Below are 16860 nucleotides of genomic sequence, written 5' to 3'. Positions count from 1 at the left end.
CCCCCCCCCCCCCCCCCCCCCCCCCCCCCCCCCCCCCCTTTTCAATGATACGGCGACCACCGAGATCGACACGAACTTGTGGTCGTCGGCAGCGTAAGGTGTGGAGAAGAGACAGCGGCCGGCCACACCGGCACCGGCACCCGCACCGGCACGTCGACCGGCGCCATCAGTACGACCGCATCCGCCGGCGCCCGCCCGGTGCTGCGCGACGTGTCACTCACGGTGCACCCCGGCGAGGTGCTCGCGATCCTCGGCACCAGCGGTTGCGGCAAATCCACGCTGCTCCGCATCGCCGGCGGGCTGGACTCCCCCAGCGCCGGCTCGGTGCGGATCGACGGCTCCCCCGTCACCGCCTTCGACACCCGCTGCGCCGTGGGCTTCCAGGAGCCGCGCCTGCTGCCCTGGCGCACCGTGGCCGCCAACGTTGCCCTCGGCCTGCCGCGCGGCACCGCCCGCGAGTCCGGCCGCGCCCGGGTGGCCGAGCTGCTCGACCTCGTGGGCCTCACTGCCTTCGCCGGGCACCGGCCCGCCGCGATCTCCGGCGGCATGGCGCAGCGCGCCTCGCTGGCCCGCGCCCTGGCCCGCAACCCCGGCGTGCTGCTTCTCGACGAACCGTTCGGCGCCCTGGATGCCCTCACCCGGATGAAGATGCAGGACCTGCTGCTCGATGTGCACGCCGCCGCCCCCACCACGGTGCTGCTGGTCACCCACGACGTCGACGAGGCGTTGCAACTGGCCGACCGCGTCATCCTGCTCGGCCAGGAGCCGGCCCCGAGCGAGGCCGACGGCTCCAGCCGGCCCGGCGCCACGATCGTGCAGCAGCTCACCGTGCCGGGCAACCGGCCCCGCGACCGCGGCTCGGCGGAACTGGCCGAACTGCGCGGGCGCCTGCTCGCCGGCCTCGGCATCAACCGGCACGGCGATGCCCGCGGGGTCGCCACCGGAACGAGCATCCCGCACTTCCCCTACTGACCAGCCCGACCGCACCACATCCACAGCACGGATGCCCGCCTCACGTCCAGACCCGCACCCAACGAGAGACCTGTCATGAAGAATCGCTTCACAGCCACCGCCCTCATCGCGTCGGCCGCCGCCGCGGCCCTGCTGCTCACCGGCTGCGTCGCCGGTGAGAACCAGCCCGCCGCCGAGGCCGCCGCGAGCACCGACGATGCCGGCATCGTCACCCATGGCGGCACCCTCAACATCGACTTCGCCACATACAACCCGCTCAGCCTGGTGATCAAGGAAAAGGGCTGGCTCGAAGATGCCCTCGCCGACCAGGACATCACGGTGAACTGGGTGCAGTCCGCCGGCTCGAACAAGGCCAACGAGGCCCTGCGGGCCAACGCCATCGACGTCGGCTCCACCGCCGGTTCCGCGGCGCTGCTCGCCCGCTCGAACGACTCGCCCATCCAGGTGATCGACATCTACTCGCAGCCCGAGTGGGCCGCGCTCGTCGTGCCCGAGGGCTCGGACATCACCTCGGTCGAAGACCTCAAGGGCAAGCAGATTGCCGCCACCCAGGGCACCGACCCGTACTTCTTCCTGCTGCAGTCGCTCGAAGAGGCCGGCCTGAGCCTGGACGACGTCACCGTGCAGAACCTGCAGCACGCCGACGGCTGGGCCGCCCTGCAGAACGGCTCGGTCGACGCCTGGGCCGGACTCGACCCGATCATGGCCGGCGCCGAAGCCGCCGGTGCGGAGCTCGCCTACCGCAACGTCGACTTCAACAGCTACGGCTTCCTCAACGCCACCGAGTCCTTCATCGCCGAGAAGCCGGATGTGGCCCAGACCGTCGTCGACGTCTACGAGCACGCCCGCGCCTGGGCCCTGGCGAACGAAGAAGAGACCGCCCAGATCCTCGCCGACGTGGCCGGCCTCGACCTCGCCGTCGCCACCAAGGTCATCACCGAGCGCTCCAACCTCGGTGTCGACAACGTTCCCGGCGACGCCCAGATCGACGTGCTCACCACCATCGGCCCGATCTTCGTCGAGACCGGCGACGTGCTCAACCAGGGCAAGGTCGACGACGCTCTCGACACCATCGTGAACGACACGTTCGCCACGAAGGCCGACCCGACGATCGTCGAGTAACCACCGGATGCCGCGGCGGCCGCACGCCGGCCGTCCCGGCATCCGTCTCATCACATTCACCCGCACGGAAGGCCCCCGATGACCGAGACCCTCGCCCCGAGCACGGCACCAGCCGTGCGCCGGCCGCTGACCTCGCGGCGCGGGGTGCGCATTCTCGGCGGGCTGCTGCTGCCGGTGCTGATCCTCATCGCGTGGCAACTCAGCAGCGTCCTCGGCCTGGTCACCGTCTCCCAGCTGCCGTCACCGGCCATGGTCTGGATCGCCGCAGTCGACCTGTTCGACCGTGGTGAACTCACCCTCTACGTGGCGATCTCCACCCAGCGGGTGCTCATCGGATTCGTCACCGGCGCGGCCCTCGGCCTCGTCGCGGGCGCGCTGGTAGGGCTCTCCCGAGCCGCCGACGTGCTCTTCGCCCCGACCCTCGGCGCCATCCGCGCGGTGCCGTCGTTGGCCTGGGTGCCACTGCTGATCATCTGGCTCAAGTACGGCGAAGAGTCCAAAATCGTCCTGGTCGCCATCGGCGCCTTCTTCCCGGTCTACACAACAGTGGCCTTGGCGCTGCGGCATGTCGACCGTCACCTCGTCGAAGCAGGCCGCGCCTTCGGACTGCGTGGCGTTAAACTCTTCACCGCCGTGCAGCTGCCCGCCGTGGTCCCGTCGGTCATCTCCGGGCTGCGGCTCGCGCTCGCCCAGGCCTGGCTGTTCCTGGTGGCCGCTGAGTTGCTCGGCGCCTCGATGGGACTGGGCTACCTGCTCTCGATCTCGGGCACCAACGGCCGAATCGACCGCATCCTGGTCGCCATCATCCTGCTCGCCCTGCTCGGCAAGCTCACCGACGCCATCCTGGGCGTCTTCGAGAAGTGGGCCATCACCAAGTGGGCCTGACCAACGCTCGCGGCGCAGGTTCGTGCTCGCAGCGCAGGTTCACGCTCGCGGCGCAGGTTCATGCTCGCGGCGCAGGTTGTAGTGCCAGTTAAGGTGCGCCACGAGAAATATGGTGCGCCACGAACAGTAAGGTGCGCCACCAGCGAGCAATCCACACCGACGGGGCTGCCCGCCCCGCAGGTTACGCCGCGTTGCGCCGCCCCCCGCACCGGATGCCCACGCTGCGTAGCGTCGAACATGACCACCAGCCCCATCCCGAATCACCCCCGGAGTGTGCCCATGCCGAACACCGACACCAGCACGGACACCGACACCGCCGTCAGCACCAGCACCAGCACCAGCACCAGCACCCGCACCCGCACCAGCACCAGCACGCACGCCCACGCCGAGACCCACGCCCCGGACACCCACACCCCGGCCACCCGCGCCGCCACCGCCGACTGGACCGACACCAGCGCCACCATCCGCAACCTCTCCACCGAGCACCGCCGCTACCCGGCTCCCGCGGCCTTCGCCGCCCAGGCCAACGTCGACGCCTCCTGGTACGAGAAGGCCGCCGCCGACCCGGTCGCGTTCTGGACCGAGCAGGCCAACCGGCTCGACTGGGCCGAACCCTGGCACACCGACCACAGCTGGCAGCCCACCAGCCCGGATGCCGACGGCGTGCTGAGCGTGCCGCAGGCGGAGTGGTTCGCCGGCGGCAAGCTCAACGTGGCGGTGAACTGCGTCGACCGGCATGTGGCCGCCGGCCGCGGCGACAAGGTCGCGTTCCACTTCGAGGGCGAACCCGGCGACCGGCGCACCCTCACCTACGCCGACCTCGAGAAAGAGGTCGCCCGGGCCGCCAACGCGCTCACCGACCTCGGCATCGTGCAGGGCGACCGGGTGGTCATCTACCTGCCGGTGATCCCCGAGACGATCATCATCACCCTCGCCGTGGCCCGCATCGGCGCCATCCACTCGTTGGTGTTCGGCGGGTTCTCCGCCGAGGCGCTGCGCTTCCGGGTGGAAGACACCGGCGCCAAGCTGCTCGTCACCACCGACGGCCAGTTCCGCCGCGGCAAGGCGGTGCCGGTGAAGGCGGCCGCCGACGAGGCCGTGGCGAACGTGGACTCGATCGAGCACGTGCTGGTGGTGCGCCGCACCGGCGACCTGACCCCGGACATCCCCTGGACCCCCGGCCGCGACGTGTGGTGGCACGACACCGTCGACACGGCATCCGACAGACACGAGCCCGAGTTCTTCGACGCCGAGACGCCGCTGTTCATCATTTACACCTCCGGCACCACCGGCAAGCCCAAGGGCCTGGTGCACACCAGCGGCGGCTACCTCACGCACGCCTCCTGGAGCCACTGGGCGGTTTTCGACGCCAAGGAGGACGACGTGCACTGGTGCACCGCCGACCTCGCCTGGGTCACCGCGCACAGCTACGTGCACTACGGGCCGCTCTCCAACGGCACCACCTCGGTGATCTACGAGGGCACCCCGAACACCCCGCACCCCGGCCGGCACTTCGAGATCATCCAGCGGTACGGCGTCACCACCTATTACACGGCGCCCACGCTCATCCGCACCTTCATGACCTGGTTCCCCACTGGATTGCCCGCCGAACACGACCTGTCCAGCATCCGCCTGCTCGGCTCGGTCGGCGAGGCGATCAACCCGGAGGCCTGGGTATGGTTCCGGGAGAACGTCGGCGCGGGCTCCGCCCCGATCGTGGACACCTGGTGGCAGTCAGAGACCGGCGCCGCCGTGATGGCGCCGCTGCCCGGCGTGAGCACCCTCAAGCCCGGCAGCGCCCTGCGCGCCCTGCCGGGGCTCAGCACCCTGGTGGTGGATGACGCGGGCCAGCCGGTGCCGCACGGCACCGGCGGGTACCTGGTGCTGGCCGGCACCTGGCCGGGCATGGCCCGCACGGTGTGGGGCAACCCGGAGCGCTACCGGGACTCCTACTGGGCGCGCTTTAGTGAGCAGGGCTACTTCTTCTCGGGCGACGGCGCCAAATACGACGACGACGGCGACATCTGGCTGCTCGGCCGGGTAGACGACGTGATCAACGTCTCCGGACACCGGCTCTCCACCATCGAGATCGAGTCGGCGCTGGTGTCGCACCCGGCCGTCGGCGAGTCCGGCGTCGTCGGGGTGGCGGATGCGACCACCGGCGACGGCATCGCCGCGTTCGTGATCCCCGCGGTGGCCCCGGCCACGGATGAACCGGCCGCCTGGCTGGCCCTGGCCGCCGAGCTGGCCCCGCAGCTGCGGGCGCACATCACCCACGAGATCGGCGCGGTGGCCAAGCCGCGCGACGTGTTCCTGGTGCCGGACCTGCCCAAGACCCGCTCGGGCAAGATCATGCGCCGGCTGCTCGGCGACATCGTGGACGGCCGCCCCCTCGGCGATGTCACCTCGCTGCAAGACGACACCGTGCCCGGCCGCATCCAGGCCATCGTGCAGGCCGCCCGCCCCTAACCCGCCCCGCCGGCCCACCCACATCCCCTCCTCCCCTCCTCCCCGAGCCATGACTGGCCCGAATTCGCTAGTGCCCCGACGGCTCCGACTAGCAAAACTGGGCCAGTCCGGGTGACGCAGATCATGACTGGCCCACAATTGCTAGTGCCCGGACAGCTCCGACTAGCAAAACCGGGCCAGTCACGGCACCCAACTTGACTGGCCCACATTCGCTAGTGGCAAGACGGTTTCAACTAGCAAAACCGGGCCAGTCACGGCACCCAACTTGACTGGCCCATATTCGCTAGTGGCAAGACGGTTTCAACTAGCGAAACCGGGCCAGTCCCGGTGACGCAGATCATGACTGGCCCGAAATTGCTAGTGCCGGGACGGCTGGGACTAGCAAAACCGGGCCAGTCATGGCCGGGGACTTCTGGATGTGTGGGGCGAGGTCTGGAGGGCGAGGTCAGGATGCGCGGGGTGCCGAGCGGCACGGGCGGTCAGGCAGCTCGGGCAGCACGGACGATCGGCGACACGGGCGCGCCAGACGGTCAGGCGACACGGGGCGCGCCGCACGGTCAGCTGACACGGGCGCGCCGGAGGGCCAGGCGACACGGGCGCGCCGGACGATCAGGCGACACGGGCGCGCCGGCGGGTCAGGCGACACGGGCGCGCCGGTCGGTCAGGAAACGCGGCGGCGACGCTCGCAGTAGACGTAGAAGGTGACGTAGGCGAGGAACGAGACGCACAGCCCGACCACCACCGGCACGGCGCCCGGCCCGGTGAGGGCATCGCGGCCGATAAACAGGGCCAGCAGGATGAAGGCCAGGCTCACGATCTGCGCCTGGAACACCTCGCGGAAGGCGCTCCAACGCGCATCCCGCACCAGGAACAGGTTCACCATGCCGGGCAGGGTGAGCACCGCCCCGACCACCCGGGCCGTCAGCGGGGTGAGGTCCCAGGCCCAGGACTGCCCGAACTGCACAGGGAAGAGGAACAGCGCCAGCCCGGCGGCGAGCGCGGCCAGGCCCACCGCCACCAGCACCGCCCGCACGCCGCCGGGCAGCAGGTAGTCCCGTTCCTCCGGCCTGCCACTGTCGACACCCCGGTGCAACCACAGCACGGCCGCGGTCAGGAACGGGGTCGTCACGTACAACGTGGCCCAAACCGCGAAGATGAAGGTGCCCTGATGAAACCGGTCCCAGTGCAGAAGCGTGGCCACCAGCAGCAGCGACGCGAACACCAGCACCGCCACGAATCCGCGATGCACCCGGTGCCACCGCGTTTCCCGCGCCACCCTGGCGAAAAACCAGATGCCCCCGATGTAGGCGCAGGCCAGGAACAGGGCGCTGAGCGGCGGGGCGATGGTCCAGGCGAAGAGCACCTCGGTGCGGGTGGGGAAGAGGTAGAGCAGCACGCTGGCCACCACCAGGAACGGCACCAGCAGCACCGCCAGCCATCGGGCGGCGGGGCGCAGCCGGTCGGGGCCCTGCCGGGTGAGGGCCGCCGGGCGGGTCACTCGGTGTCCTTCGACACCGACAGCCGCTCCTCGAACAGGTCAACCGCCCCGCCCTTGGCCGGCGGCAGCGCGTACGACACCGCGGCACGCACATTCAGGCGACGCCCCTCCGCCTCGCCTTTGGCGAACTCCGCCCCCTGCGCGCCGCCCTGCAGCGGACCAACCCAGGCCCGGTGGAACGAGATCGACGGCGCGTTGAACAGCCCGGTCTGTTCCCGCAGCGACAGGGCGGCACCGAACAACCGCCCGGCGCGCACCACATCACCGGTCTGGGCGGCGATCGCCGTCAGCGCCTCCAGCCCGTACGCGACCCCCTCGTTGTGCCCCACGTCCCGCGACCGCACCAGGGCGTCCTCGAACTCGACGGTGGCCGCCGGCACGTCGCCGAGGAACAGATGCGCCCAGCCGCAGTGGTGCAAGGCGATGGTGGCGCCGAGTTGGTCCTTCTGGCGGAGGGTGAACGCGAGGCTCTCCTCGAAGCGGTTGAGGGCTCGGGTCAGTTTCTGCTGCAGTACGGCCGCGAGCCCCAGCGACACCAGCGCCATCGCCTCTCCCCAGCGGTCGCCAGCGCTGCGGAAGAGGTGCAGGCTGGTCTCCAGCACCGACTCGGCCTCCTCCGCGTTGCCGTGTTCCAGTGCCGCCAGAGCCACCGACACCAACGTCAGCGCCTGCGCGCGCGGCAGCCCCTCCTGCGCGAAGAGCTCGGCGCTCTCGGTGAGCGTCTGGGTGATGCCCTCGACAGGGTCCTGCCAGAACCGGATGGCGCCGGTGAAGTACAACGCCCGGGCGCGCGCGGCCGGCGACAGCTCGGCATCCGCGGCCAGAACCTCATCCATCCAGCCGCGCACCTCGCCCAGGTGGCCGCCGATCCACCAGTAGAGGTAGAGCGACCACGCGAAGGCCGTCGCGCTCTCCCACTCGCCCTTGTCGAGGTAGAAGCGCTCGCAGGCGCGCAGGTTTTCCCGGTCGTCGACGAGCCTGGACATCCATTCGCCCTGCTGTTCGCCGTCGAGCAGCCGGTCGGCCGCGGCCGCGACACCCACGTAGTACTCCGCGTGGGCCCGCCGCAGGGCGTCGAGGCTGCCGGAGGCCTCCAATTGCTCCAGCGCGTACTCCCGCACCGTCGCCAGCATTGTGAAGTAGGTCTGCCGGGGCCGCTCCTCCTGCCGCACCAGGCTGCTGTCCACGAGCACGCCGAGCATGCTCAACACGTCGGTGTCGGCGTCATCGTCGGCGGAGCAGACACTCTCCACGGCCTCCAGGGTGAACCCGCCCACGAAGACGCCCAGTTGGGCGAGCAGTTGGCGTTCCTCGTCGCCGAGCAGCTGGGTGCTCCATTCGATGGTGCGGCGGAGGGTTTGCTGGCGGGCCGGCAGGTCTGTCATGCCGCCGGAGAGCAGCGGCAGGCGACGGTCCAGGCGGGCGAGCATCAGGTCGGGCGAGAGCAACCGGATGCGCGCGGCCGCGAGCTCCAGCGCCAGCGGCACCCCGTCCAGCGCGACGCAGATCCGCACAACGGCCTCCACGTTCTCCCCGGTCAACTCGAAATCGGGCCGTACCGCCCTGGACCGCTCCACGAACAGGGTCACCGCCGGCGAGCGCCGGGCCGCGGCGAGGTGCACGGCGCCCGCCCGGTCGTCGCCGTTGGGATGCGGTTGGGCGAGCGGGCCGAGCTCGAAGTTGTGCTCCCCGTTGACGCGCAGCAGGGCGCGGCTGGTGACCAGCACGTTCAGGCTGGGCAGGGCGGCCAGCAGCCGGGCCACCACGGCGCCGGCGGGCAGCACCTGCTCGAAGTTGTCGAGCACGAGCAACACCCGGCGATTACGCAGGGCCATGACGAGCTTGTCCTCCACCGGGCCGTCGCCGGTGTTGCGCACCCCGAGGGTCTGCGCGATCGCGGTGGCCACGTTCGCCGGGTCCTGCACCGGCGCGAGGTCCACGAAGTACACCCCGTCCGGGTACTCCGGAGCCAGGTCTTCGCCCACGTCGATCGCCAGCCGGGTCTTGCCCATTCCGCCGGGGCCGGTCACCGTCACCAGCCGCACGGACTCCCGGGCCAGGGTGCGCTTGAGGCCGGCCACCTCCCGGGACCGGCCGATCAGCTCGGTGACGGGCGACGGAAAGGTGCTCAGCGCCTCGTCGGCCGGGGCATCCTGGTCGGGCGGAGCAGCCGCGGTGCCGGCGGTGAAGCGCTCGGCCAGCAGGATCGCGAGGTCGGCCTCGAGCAGCCCGGTGAGGGCATCCGCGTCGGAGAAGTACTTGAACGACGCGGTGTCGTCGGTTCGGATGCGATCGAGCAACTCGTTCAGCCTGGGCTCCCTCTCACCGTCGGTTTCGCGAATATAGATGAGCTTGGGCAGCGCCCCGGAGAGGTTGAACTCGTCCTCCAGACCGGAGACGGACTCGGTGGGCGCCACCCAGCCGTACCTGTCGCCGTAGATGCCCACGAAGATATTGCTCTGCTCCAGGTACGCCCGGTACAGGTCGCGGGGCGGATGCGGGCGGGCGCCGAGCTCGAACATCACCGGCGCCAGATGCAGCCGTTCCACCGCCACGCGGGCGCTCTTCCGCTCCGGAGCGAGTTCCCGCAGGGTCGAGCTGATGAACACCCGCAGCTTCTGGTCGGGGGTGCGGATAGCCGATGACAGCCCGGTCATGGGTGCCCTCCTGCTCAGGAGACGATCATGGACGAACCGGCCGTCCGCGCGGGAGCTGCTGGTTCCGAAGACGCACTTTGCGCCAAAAATACCCGGATTCGCCCGGTCCCGCGCGCCCCCTCGCTCGCCCCCTCACGCCCGCCATCTCGCGAGAGCGGTGGTGTGGCTGCCACGCTGCGCTGAGGCAGCACCATGGCCGCTTTCGCGGGCTCTAGGGCTCTGGATGCTCGGGCGGGTCGGGGCGAGCGGCGGCGGCGGCGAGCACCTGCCGGAGCGTGTCGGGGTGGCTGAGGATGCGAAAGTGGCCGCCGGTGTTGATCAGCACGTTCTCGGCGCCGGGCAGCAGGCTGCCCTCGGGAATGTGCGGGTCGAAGCGGCCGAAGATCGACACCACCCTGCTGTTCAGCCGTTCGTCGGCGCCGAGGGCCACCAGATACGGGGTGGTGCCCACGAATGCGCGCAGGCTCGGCATGAGCATGTAGCGGGCGTAGCTCGAACCCGAGAACGGGGTGCTGATGGCGATCAGGCGCACGACCCGGCCGCGGGGGTCGAGCTGCGTCATCAGGTATTTGCCGATCAGGCCGCCCTTGCTGTGGGCCACGATCACCACATCGTGCAGGTCACGGCCGCGCAGGTAATCGGCCACGACCTCGGCCGACGGCACGACAGGGCGCCGATTGGTGCCGAGCCTGGGTACCACGTGCACCGGATGCCCCTGCTCGTGCAGGGCGTCGATCAGCGGGCGCATGAACCGCCAGTTCTCGTAGATGCCCGGAATGATCAGCACCGGCGCCAGGTCGCCGGTGCCGAAATCCTCCGGTCGGGCGCTGGACAGCGCGGCCCTGGCCTGCGCGATCACGGCATACCGGTAGTCGAGCAGCCAGGAGCCCGCGTTGCGCAGCCCGCCACGCAGGCGGGGCCACAGCGAACCAGCGGGCTTGCGGGTCATGGCGCGACGGGCTCGGCGGGCCGGAGGGGAGTTGCCGGCAGGCCGGGCGCACCGCCAACGACGGGCAGGACGGGCACGACCGGCAGGCCGAGGGCCGGCACAGTCGGCACCGGCGCAGGGGGCACCGGCGCCAGGAGGTGCGCACGGATCGCCCCCGCCGTGGCCGTGGCCGCGCTGAACTGCACGAGGTGCCGGCCGGGCAGCTCCAGCATCGTCCCCCGCGGCGCCTGCGCCGCGAGGTGCACGCCCCACTCGTGGCGGGACACCGGGTCGTCCGCCCCGCGCAGCACCAGGGTCGGCGCGCGCACGTCCCGCAGCCGCAGGTCGGTGCGATACGACAGCATCGGCCGCAGCGTGGCGAGGTACCAGCGCGGACCGCAACGCAGGTAGTCGCCCAGCACGATCAGGGTGCCGCTGATCGGTTCCTTGAGGGTGTCCCTGGCCAGCGCCAGTCCCTGGCGGAGCGCCGAGTCCCGGGTGGGGTCGGTGACGCCGCCGATCAGCACCAGGTGCCCCACCAGGGCCGGATACCGCACGGCGGTTTCGGTCACGAACTGGGCGCCCATGGAGTGCCCGACGAGCACGACCGGCCGGCCGTTGAGCCGCGGCAGCAGTTCGCCCAGGTAGTCGGCGTATTGCTCGATGGTCACCCCGTTGTCGGGTTTGGGCGAGCGGCCGAAGCCGGGCAGGTCCACCGAGTGAACGGCGCCCGCTTGCGCCAGCTCGCCGTGCAGCCGGTTGAGGTAGCGGTGCGACATGCCGATGCCGTGCACGAGCACGAACACCGGCGCCTCCGCGATGCCGGGGCCCGGGGTGGAGAAGACGTGCACGGTGACGCCGGTCGAGGGCAGTCGCACCTCGCGCATCCGCTCGCCGCGGGGCATGCCGGTAGCGGAATACGCTCCGCGGGGCACCGCCGTCACTCCTGCGGCACCCGCACGCGCAGGCCGCCGGGCAGCACCCGCGCCTTGAAGGCGGTCGCGGCGCCGAAGCCGTCGCCGTCGAGCTCGATCTCCTCGGGGCGGCTGAGCTTGGCCGTGACCTCGCGACCCTTGACGTAGTTGAGGGCCTCGACCTCCTTAGTCATCATGCGCCGGCCCAGCGGGGTGCGGCGCAGCACGCCGTTCTCCCAGAACACCTTCACGATGATCTGAACCCAGTGCACGAATCCCTCCGGGCGCAGCATGAGCATCTCGAACTGGCCGTCGTCGATCACGGCTTCGGGCAGCAGCAGCACGTTGGCGGTGAGGGTGCCGGTGTTGCCCACGATCACGGTGTGCGCCCGCACCGACTTGGTGGGGCCGCCATCGAGGCTGTAGCGCAGGCGCAGCTGGTTGCGGTCGCGCAGGGCGGTGATGATCGCGCCCACGTAGGCGAGCCAGCCGATCTTGGCCTTGAGCTCGTCGTTGGTGCTGGCCAGCATCTTGGCGTCCAGGCCCAGTCCGGCCATCACCAGGAAGGCGTGCTTGCTGATGCTCTCGTCCTCGTGCCGGATCTCGATCCGCCCGATGTCGACCTGGCGGTCGGTGCCGCTGAACGCCGTGTGGATCGAGTGTTCGAGGTTGTCCAGCGAGAGGTTCAGGTTGCGGGCCAGCAGGTTGCCGGTGCCCGACGGCAGCAGCGCCAGGGCCGCGTCACTGCCGTGCACGATCTCGGCCACGGCGCGCACGGTGCCGTCGCCGCCGGCGGCGATCACCACGGTGGCGCCGGCGTCGATCGCGGCCTGGGCGGCGCCCTGGCCCGGGTCTTCCTTGGAGGTTTCGAACCACAGGGTCTCGCCCCAGCCGGCCTGGGCCTCTTCGGCGGCGACGGCCTTCTTGATGGCGTCGAGGTTCACCTTGATGGGGTTGTACACGACGGCGGCCACGCCGGTGCCGGCAGCGGTGTCGCCGGTCGTGGCCTCGGTGTCGGTCGGTGACGACATGCGCGGTCTCCTCAGGCAGGTGAGCGGATGGTCACGCTCGGGTCGGTCCCGCTGCGGCCGGCAGCGTACGGGTGCATCTACGCTACACGGCCCGTCCGGCGGATTGTCAGCGAAGCAGGCGCATTCTTGCGCGGGGCCGGGCCAAAGCCTGAGACCATATTCAGGTGACCTCTGCCACCCCGACCCCGCCGTCGACCTCACCGTCGACTCCCACCCGCCCCTTTCGCGCTTCCCGGCTGGCCTGGCCGGCCTTCGCCATCGCCGTGGTGGTGATCCTGCTCGACCAGGGCAGCAAGTGGTGGGCGGTGTCAGCGCTCGGCGACGGCCAGACGATTCCCCTGATCGGCGACCTGATCCGCTTCGTGCTCGTCTACAACCCTGGCGCCGCGTTCTCGATCGGCTCCGACTTCACCTGGGTGTTCGCGGTGCTCGCCGCCGGCGCCGTGGTCTGGATCACCATGCTCACCTGGCGGGTCGAATCCCGCGGCTGGATGATCGCCCTCGGCCTGCTGCTCGGCGGCGCCACCACGCACCTGGGCGACCGCCTCTTCCGCGAGCCCGGCTTCGCCCGCGGCCACGTGGTGGACTTCATCGGCTACGGCAACCTCTTCATCGGCAACGTCGCCGACATCGCCATCTTCGCCGGGGCGATCATGCTCGCCATCCTCACCGTGATGGGCGTGCACCTGCGCCAACCGGATGCCGAGCCCGCCGCCGCCTCCACCGGCTCCGCCGCACCGGAGGACCAGGGCCCCACGGCCTGAGCCGACCGGCCCGATGCTAGCGTCTGACGTATGGACGCGATGATGCTCGAGGGTGTGACGTTGCTGGCCGACGACGTGGCCGGCATGGCCGACTTCTACGAGCATGCGCTCGGGTTCGAGGTGACGGTGCGGGAGCCTGACTACGTGGCCCTCGGCGGCCCCGTCGGGGTGCGGCTGGCCATCTTCCGGCGCGCGGGTATGGGAGCACACACCCACGACCATCCGTCGTTCACGACACCGCGCAGCGGCCAGGCCGTGGAACTGAACTTCCAGTGCGCCAGCCCGGACCAGGTGCGCACCCGGTTCGCCGAGCTCGTCGAGCACGGAGCGGTGGCCATCGCCGCGCCGATGGAGCGCGACTGGGGGCACCTCACCGGCTTCTTCGCCGACCCAGAGGGCAACATCCACTCGCTGTTCGCGGTCCTGCCCGCCTGACACCGCTTCCGCGGCCGCGCGGCCGCCGCCCCTAGGCTGGGCCCATGCGATTCGGACTCTTCATTCCCCAAGGCTGGCGTCACGACCTCGTCGGCATCGACCCCGCCCAGCAGTGGGCCACCATGAGCGGCCTCGCCGCGCACGCGGATGCCGGCGCCTGGGAATCGATCTGGGTCTACGACCACTTCCACACCGTGCCGGTGCCGAGCGAGGAGGCCACCCACGAGGCGTGGACCCTGATGAGCGCCTTCGCCGCCACCACCACGCGGGTGCGGCTCGGCCAGATGTGCACCTGCATGAGCTACCGCAACCCCGCCCACCTGGCCAAGGTCGCGTCCACGATCGACATCATCTCCGGCGGCCGCGTGGAGATGGGCATCGGCGCGGGCTGGTACGAGCACGAGTGGCGCGCATACGGCTACGGCTTCCCGCGCGCGGGCGAACGCCTGGCCCGCCTCGACGAGGGTGTGCAGATCATGCGGCAGGCCTGGACCACCGGTACCGCCACCCTGGCCGGCGAGCACTATCAAGTGGACGGCGCCATCGTGCGGCCGCTGCCGCTGCAGGATGGCGGCATCCCGATCTGGATCGCCGGCGGCGGCGAGAAGGTGACGCTGCGGATCGCGGCGCAGTACGCGAACTACACCAACTTCGACGGCTCCCCCGGGGGTTTCACGCACAAGAGCGACCTGTTGCGCGAACACTGCGCCACGCTCGGCACCGACTTCGACGCCATCGTGCGCTCGGCCAACTACAACACCGTGATCGGCCGCGACGAGGCCGAGGTGGCCGAGCGGCTGGACGCCATCGAGGCCCGCGTCACTCCGTACCTCGGGGTGGAGGGCGCGGCCGGTTTCATGGCCGAGTACCGCAGCGGCACCGCGCAGGGCGTCGGCACGCCCGAGCAGATCGTGGAGCGCCTGAACGGTATGAAGGCGCGCGGCCTCGGCTACGCGATCCACTACTTCCCCGAGGCGGCCTACGACAGGTCGGGCCTGGAGTTGTTCGAGCGGGAGGTCATGCCGGCGCTGCTCTAGCGCGGCGGCAGCGCCCGCCCCCGCCGCCGCCGCCGGCTCCCGACCGCGACCTGCCCGCAACTGTTGCCCATGCGGACATCTGCACCCGGCGTACCGGGTGCACATGTCCGATTCGGGAACAGTTGCCTTCATCTGGGCTCCTGACGGCCGGAGCGGTGGTCGCGGAGACGGATGCGATAATCGAACGGGCGCGAGAGCTTCCGCCCCGCAGTTCCCGGCCCGCATTCCCGTGTGCACAGCCCGGGCAGACACACTCCCAGCGGCACAAGATCGGACACCATGTCCAGCAATACCCCCGCCGACACCGGCGCCACGGAATCCGGCACGGCAGTCCCCGGCGGCGCATCGGCGGCAGCCGACGGCTCGTCAGCGCCCGCCGCGCACACCGCGCCCGCCGCGCACACCGCGCCCGCCGCGCACACCGCACCCGGCGAGATCCGCTGGCAGACCGGCGAGACCGAGCACACCGCGCGCTGGCACTCTGAGGGCGGCTGGCCCGCGCCGCGCCGCGTGGTGGTCGTCGACGACACCCTCACCGCGGATGCCGCCTACCGGATGGCCAAGTCGGGTACCGGCCTGCTCTGGCAGGGCGATTACCGCAACGCCCGGCAGTTGCTCACGGCGATGGCCCGGCGGGTGGACCGGCACCGCCGCACCCCCACCACCGGCATGGCCGCCGCGTTCGAGGCCGGCCGCGCCGCGGCAGTGCGCCGCGCCCGCCTGCTCGGCCTGGTGCTCGTGGAGCTCGACGCCGAGCACACCCTGCGCCTGCGCCGCGCCCCCGACGTGCGGCAGGCCTGCGACGAGGCCTACGGCCCGGGCGCCGGCCCCGTGGTGCTGTCGCTCCGCGAGCTGCTCGGCGTGATCGGCGCGCACGAGTGGCGCACCAACGGTGTGCCGGTCGCGGCGCTCGGCGACCGCATCCACCCGCACTACGGGGTCTTCTCGCCCGTGCGCGGCGAGTACCTCGACCTGGTGGCCGGCGCACCGCTCGGCAGCCCAAAGGTCGCCTTCGACATCGGCACCGGCACCGGCGTGATCGCCGCCATCCTCGCCCGCCGCGGCGTCGAGCGGGTGCTGGCCACCGACCTGGAACCGCGGGCGCTGGCCTGCGCCCGCGAGAACCTCGAGCGCCTGGGCCTGGCCGGTCAGGTCGAGGTCATCGAGGCCGACCTGTTTCCCGACGGGCGCGCCGATCTGGTGGTCTGCAACCCGCCCTGGCTGCCCTCGTCGGTGGCGACGAGCACCGACGCCGCCGTCTACGACCCGGACAGCCGCATGCTGCGCGGCTTCCTGGCCGGGCTCGCCGCCCACCTCACCGAGGATGGCGAGGGCTGGCTCATCCTGTCCAATCTGGGCGAGCTGCTCGGCCTGCGTTCCCGGGGTGAGCTGCTCGACCTCGTCGACGACGCCGGCCTCACAGTTCTCGCCCGGCTCGACACTCGGCCGACGCACCGGAAGGCCGCCGACGCCACCGACCCGCTGCACGCGGCCCGTGCGGCCGAGGTCACCTCGCTCTGGCGGCTGCGACGCGCCTGACCCAGCACCCCTGGCGTGCACGGTTCGGCCCCGTGAAGCCGTCAGTCCGGGGACTGTGCGGACCCGGTCTTGCCCGCCATCCGCCACCTCGCCCACGGCCAGACGCCGTCCATCTCCACCTCGAGCGAGAAACTCAGCAGCACCCGGATGATCACGATCGCGCCGAGCACCAGCACGCTCTCCACGGTGGGCTCCACCACGATGGTGCGGATGATGTCGGCCACGATCAGCACCTCCAGGCCCAACAGGATGGCCCGCCCGAGCTCCCGCCGCATGGCCTGGTACGCCGTCGGCCGGGTACCCGCGCGCAGCATCCGCGGGATGCCCGCCAGCAGCGCCGTCAGCCCGCCGAACACCATGATGGCCGCGCCGACCACCTCGACCACGCGCACGGCCGCCTCGACCACTGCCTCGAACGTCATCCGTTGGTTCTCCCGCCGTCACCCGTGTTGGCGCGAAGATACTCCCGCCTGACGCTGCACCGGCATCAGGTGAGGTGGAGAATGTGCCGAAATGCCGTCAGCACGGGCCGTTCAGTCGGCGCTTCGGCGAAAACTCCGCAGTCACCTCAGCGGCCGTAGGCTGATCGACACCACCCAGACCAGCAGG

Annotated in this window: 14 protein-coding genes; 8 read left to right on the top strand and 6 right to left on the bottom strand. The window is 71.0% G+C overall.

Features of this window, described 5'->3' with window-relative positions; translation table 11 throughout:
* Positions 1 to 165: 165 nt before the first annotated feature.
* The 4 genes from ACEN2M_RS13485 to acs all read left to right on the top strand — a co-directional run bounded on the left by ACEN2M_RS13485 (position 166) and on the right by acs (position 5448).
* Positions 166 to 972, top strand: a complete 807-nt coding sequence (locus ACEN2M_RS13485) for an ABC transporter ATP-binding protein (RefSeq protein WP_441648649.1) — start codon at positions 166 to 168, stop codon at positions 970 to 972.
* 75 nt (positions 973 to 1047) lie between these two features.
* Positions 1048 to 2094, top strand: coding sequence for an aliphatic sulfonate ABC transporter substrate-binding protein (locus tag ACEN2M_RS13480; protein ID WP_441648643.1), 1047 nt, complete (start codon positions 1048 to 1050; stop codon positions 2092 to 2094).
* 78 nt (positions 2095 to 2172) lie between these two features.
* Complete coding sequence (locus ACEN2M_RS13475; RefSeq protein ID WP_441648642.1) at positions 2173 to 2979, top strand: ABC transporter permease; 807 nt, start codon at positions 2173 to 2175, stop codon at positions 2977 to 2979.
* A 279-nt stretch (positions 2980 to 3258) separates the two neighbouring features.
* A complete protein-coding gene (gene acs, locus ACEN2M_RS13470) occupies positions 3259 to 5448 on the top strand; it encodes an acetate--CoA ligase (protein ID WP_441648641.1) in 2190 nt (729 codons plus the stop codon).
* A 661-nt stretch (positions 5449 to 6109) separates the two neighbouring features.
* Here acs and ACEN2M_RS13465 read toward each other — a convergent pair.
* The 5 genes from ACEN2M_RS13465 to ACEN2M_RS13445 all read right to left on the bottom strand — a co-directional run bounded on the left by ACEN2M_RS13465 (position 6110) and on the right by ACEN2M_RS13445 (position 12476).
* The gene (locus tag ACEN2M_RS13465; RefSeq protein WP_441648640.1) at positions 6110 to 6946 is read right to left on the bottom strand and encodes a hypothetical protein; all 837 of its coding nucleotides are present in this window, start codon (positions 6944 to 6946) and stop codon (positions 6110 to 6112) included.
* Complete coding sequence (locus ACEN2M_RS13460; RefSeq protein WP_441648639.1) at positions 6943 to 9603, bottom strand: DUF4062 domain-containing protein; 2661 nt, start codon at positions 9601 to 9603, stop codon at positions 6943 to 6945. Before ACEN2M_RS13460 ends, ACEN2M_RS13465 begins: the two co-directional genes overlap by 4 nt.
* Positions 9604 to 9814: 211 nt before the next feature.
* Positions 9815 to 10552: an esterase/lipase family protein gene (locus ACEN2M_RS13455; protein WP_441648638.1), complete on the bottom strand. Its 738-nt coding sequence runs from the start codon at positions 10550 to 10552 to the stop codon at positions 9815 to 9817.
* On the bottom strand, positions 10549 to 11436 hold the full coding sequence (locus ACEN2M_RS13450; protein WP_441648637.1) for an alpha/beta fold hydrolase: 888 nt from the start codon (positions 11434 to 11436) through the stop codon (positions 10549 to 10551). Before ACEN2M_RS13450 ends, ACEN2M_RS13455 begins: the two co-directional genes overlap by 4 nt.
* A 35-nt stretch (positions 11437 to 11471) precedes the next feature.
* Positions 11472 to 12476: a diacylglycerol/lipid kinase family protein gene (locus tag ACEN2M_RS13445; protein ID WP_441648636.1), complete on the bottom strand. Its 1005-nt coding sequence runs from the start codon at positions 12474 to 12476 to the stop codon at positions 11472 to 11474.
* Between the two features lie 164 nt (positions 12477 to 12640).
* Here ACEN2M_RS13445 and ACEN2M_RS13440 point away from each other — a divergent pair, with 164 nt between their 5' ends.
* The 4 genes from ACEN2M_RS13440 (at position 12641) to ACEN2M_RS13425 (ending at position 16251) form a co-directional block, all read left to right on the top strand.
* On the top strand, positions 12641 to 13240 hold the full coding sequence (locus ACEN2M_RS13440; protein WP_441648635.1) for a signal peptidase II: 600 nt from the start codon (positions 12641 to 12643) through the stop codon (positions 13238 to 13240).
* Positions 13241 to 13270: 30 nt separating this feature from the next.
* The gene (locus tag ACEN2M_RS13435) at positions 13271 to 13675 is read left to right on the top strand and encodes a VOC family protein (RefSeq protein WP_441648634.1); all 405 of its coding nucleotides are present in this window, start codon (positions 13271 to 13273) and stop codon (positions 13673 to 13675) included.
* Between the two features lie 44 nt (positions 13676 to 13719).
* Positions 13720 to 14712 carry an LLM class F420-dependent oxidoreductase gene (locus ACEN2M_RS13430; RefSeq protein ID WP_441648633.1) on the top strand — a complete coding sequence of 331 codons (993 nt, stop codon included), beginning with the start codon at positions 13720 to 13722 and terminating at the stop codon, positions 14710 to 14712.
* Positions 14713 to 14991: 279 nt separating this feature from the next.
* Positions 14992 to 16251 (top strand): methyltransferase, encoded by a 1260-nt coding sequence (locus tag ACEN2M_RS13425; RefSeq protein ID WP_441648632.1) that lies wholly within the window; start codon positions 14992 to 14994, stop codon positions 16249 to 16251.
* Between the two features lie 41 nt (positions 16252 to 16292).
* On the opposite strand, the gene ACEN2M_RS13420 is transcribed toward ACEN2M_RS13425, so the two are convergent.
* A complete protein-coding gene (locus ACEN2M_RS13420) occupies positions 16293 to 16673 on the bottom strand; it encodes a DUF1622 domain-containing protein (RefSeq protein WP_441648631.1) in 381 nt (126 codons plus the stop codon).
* Positions 16674 to 16860: the final 187 nt, after the last annotated feature.

Source organism: Cryobacterium sp. W22_MBD10_FK3 (genome assembly GCF_052113745.1).
GTDB lineage: Bacteria > Actinomycetota > Actinomycetes > Actinomycetales > Microbacteriaceae > Cryobacterium.
Note: the sequence above shows the minus strand (reverse complement) of the source record. Positions and strands in the feature narration are given on the sequence as shown.

What these genes read in the sequence shown, in the direction of transcription:
- ACEN2M_RS13425 (WP_441648632.1), top strand. Translation starts at nt 14,992, where the DNA reads ATGTCCAGCAATACCCCCGCCGACACCGGCGCCACGGAATCCGGCACG.
- ACEN2M_RS13435 (WP_441648634.1), top strand. Translation starts at nt 13,271, where the DNA reads ATGGACGCGATGATGCTCGAGGGTGTGACGTTGCTGGCCGACGACGTG.
- ACEN2M_RS13420 (WP_441648631.1), bottom strand. Translation starts at nt 16,673, where the DNA reads ATGACGTTCGAGGCAGTGGTCGAGGCGGCCGTGCGCGTGGTCGAGGTG.
- ACEN2M_RS13450 (WP_441648637.1), bottom strand. Translation starts at nt 11,436, where the DNA reads ATGCCCCGCGGCGAGCGGATGCGCGAGGTGCGACTGCCCTCGACCGGC.
- ACEN2M_RS13460 (WP_441648639.1), bottom strand. Translation starts at nt 9,603, where the DNA reads ATGACCGGGCTGTCATCGGCTATCCGCACCCCCGACCAGAAGCTGCGG.
- ACEN2M_RS13455 (WP_441648638.1), bottom strand. Translation starts at nt 10,552, where the DNA reads ATGACCCGCAAGCCCGCTGGTTCGCTGTGGCCCCGCCTGCGTGGCGGG.
- ACEN2M_RS13475 (WP_441648642.1), top strand. Translation starts at nt 2,173, where the DNA reads ATGACCGAGACCCTCGCCCCGAGCACGGCACCAGCCGTGCGCCGGCCG.
- ACEN2M_RS13430 (WP_441648633.1), top strand. Translation starts at nt 13,720, where the DNA reads ATGCGATTCGGACTCTTCATTCCCCAAGGCTGGCGTCACGACCTCGTC.
- acs (WP_441648641.1), top strand. Translation starts at nt 3,259, where the DNA reads ATGCCGAACACCGACACCAGCACGGACACCGACACCGCCGTCAGCACC.
- ACEN2M_RS13445 (WP_441648636.1), bottom strand. Translation starts at nt 12,476, where the DNA reads ATGTCGTCACCGACCGACACCGAGGCCACGACCGGCGACACCGCTGCC.
- ACEN2M_RS13480 (WP_441648643.1), top strand. Translation starts at nt 1,048, where the DNA reads ATGAAGAATCGCTTCACAGCCACCGCCCTCATCGCGTCGGCCGCCGCC.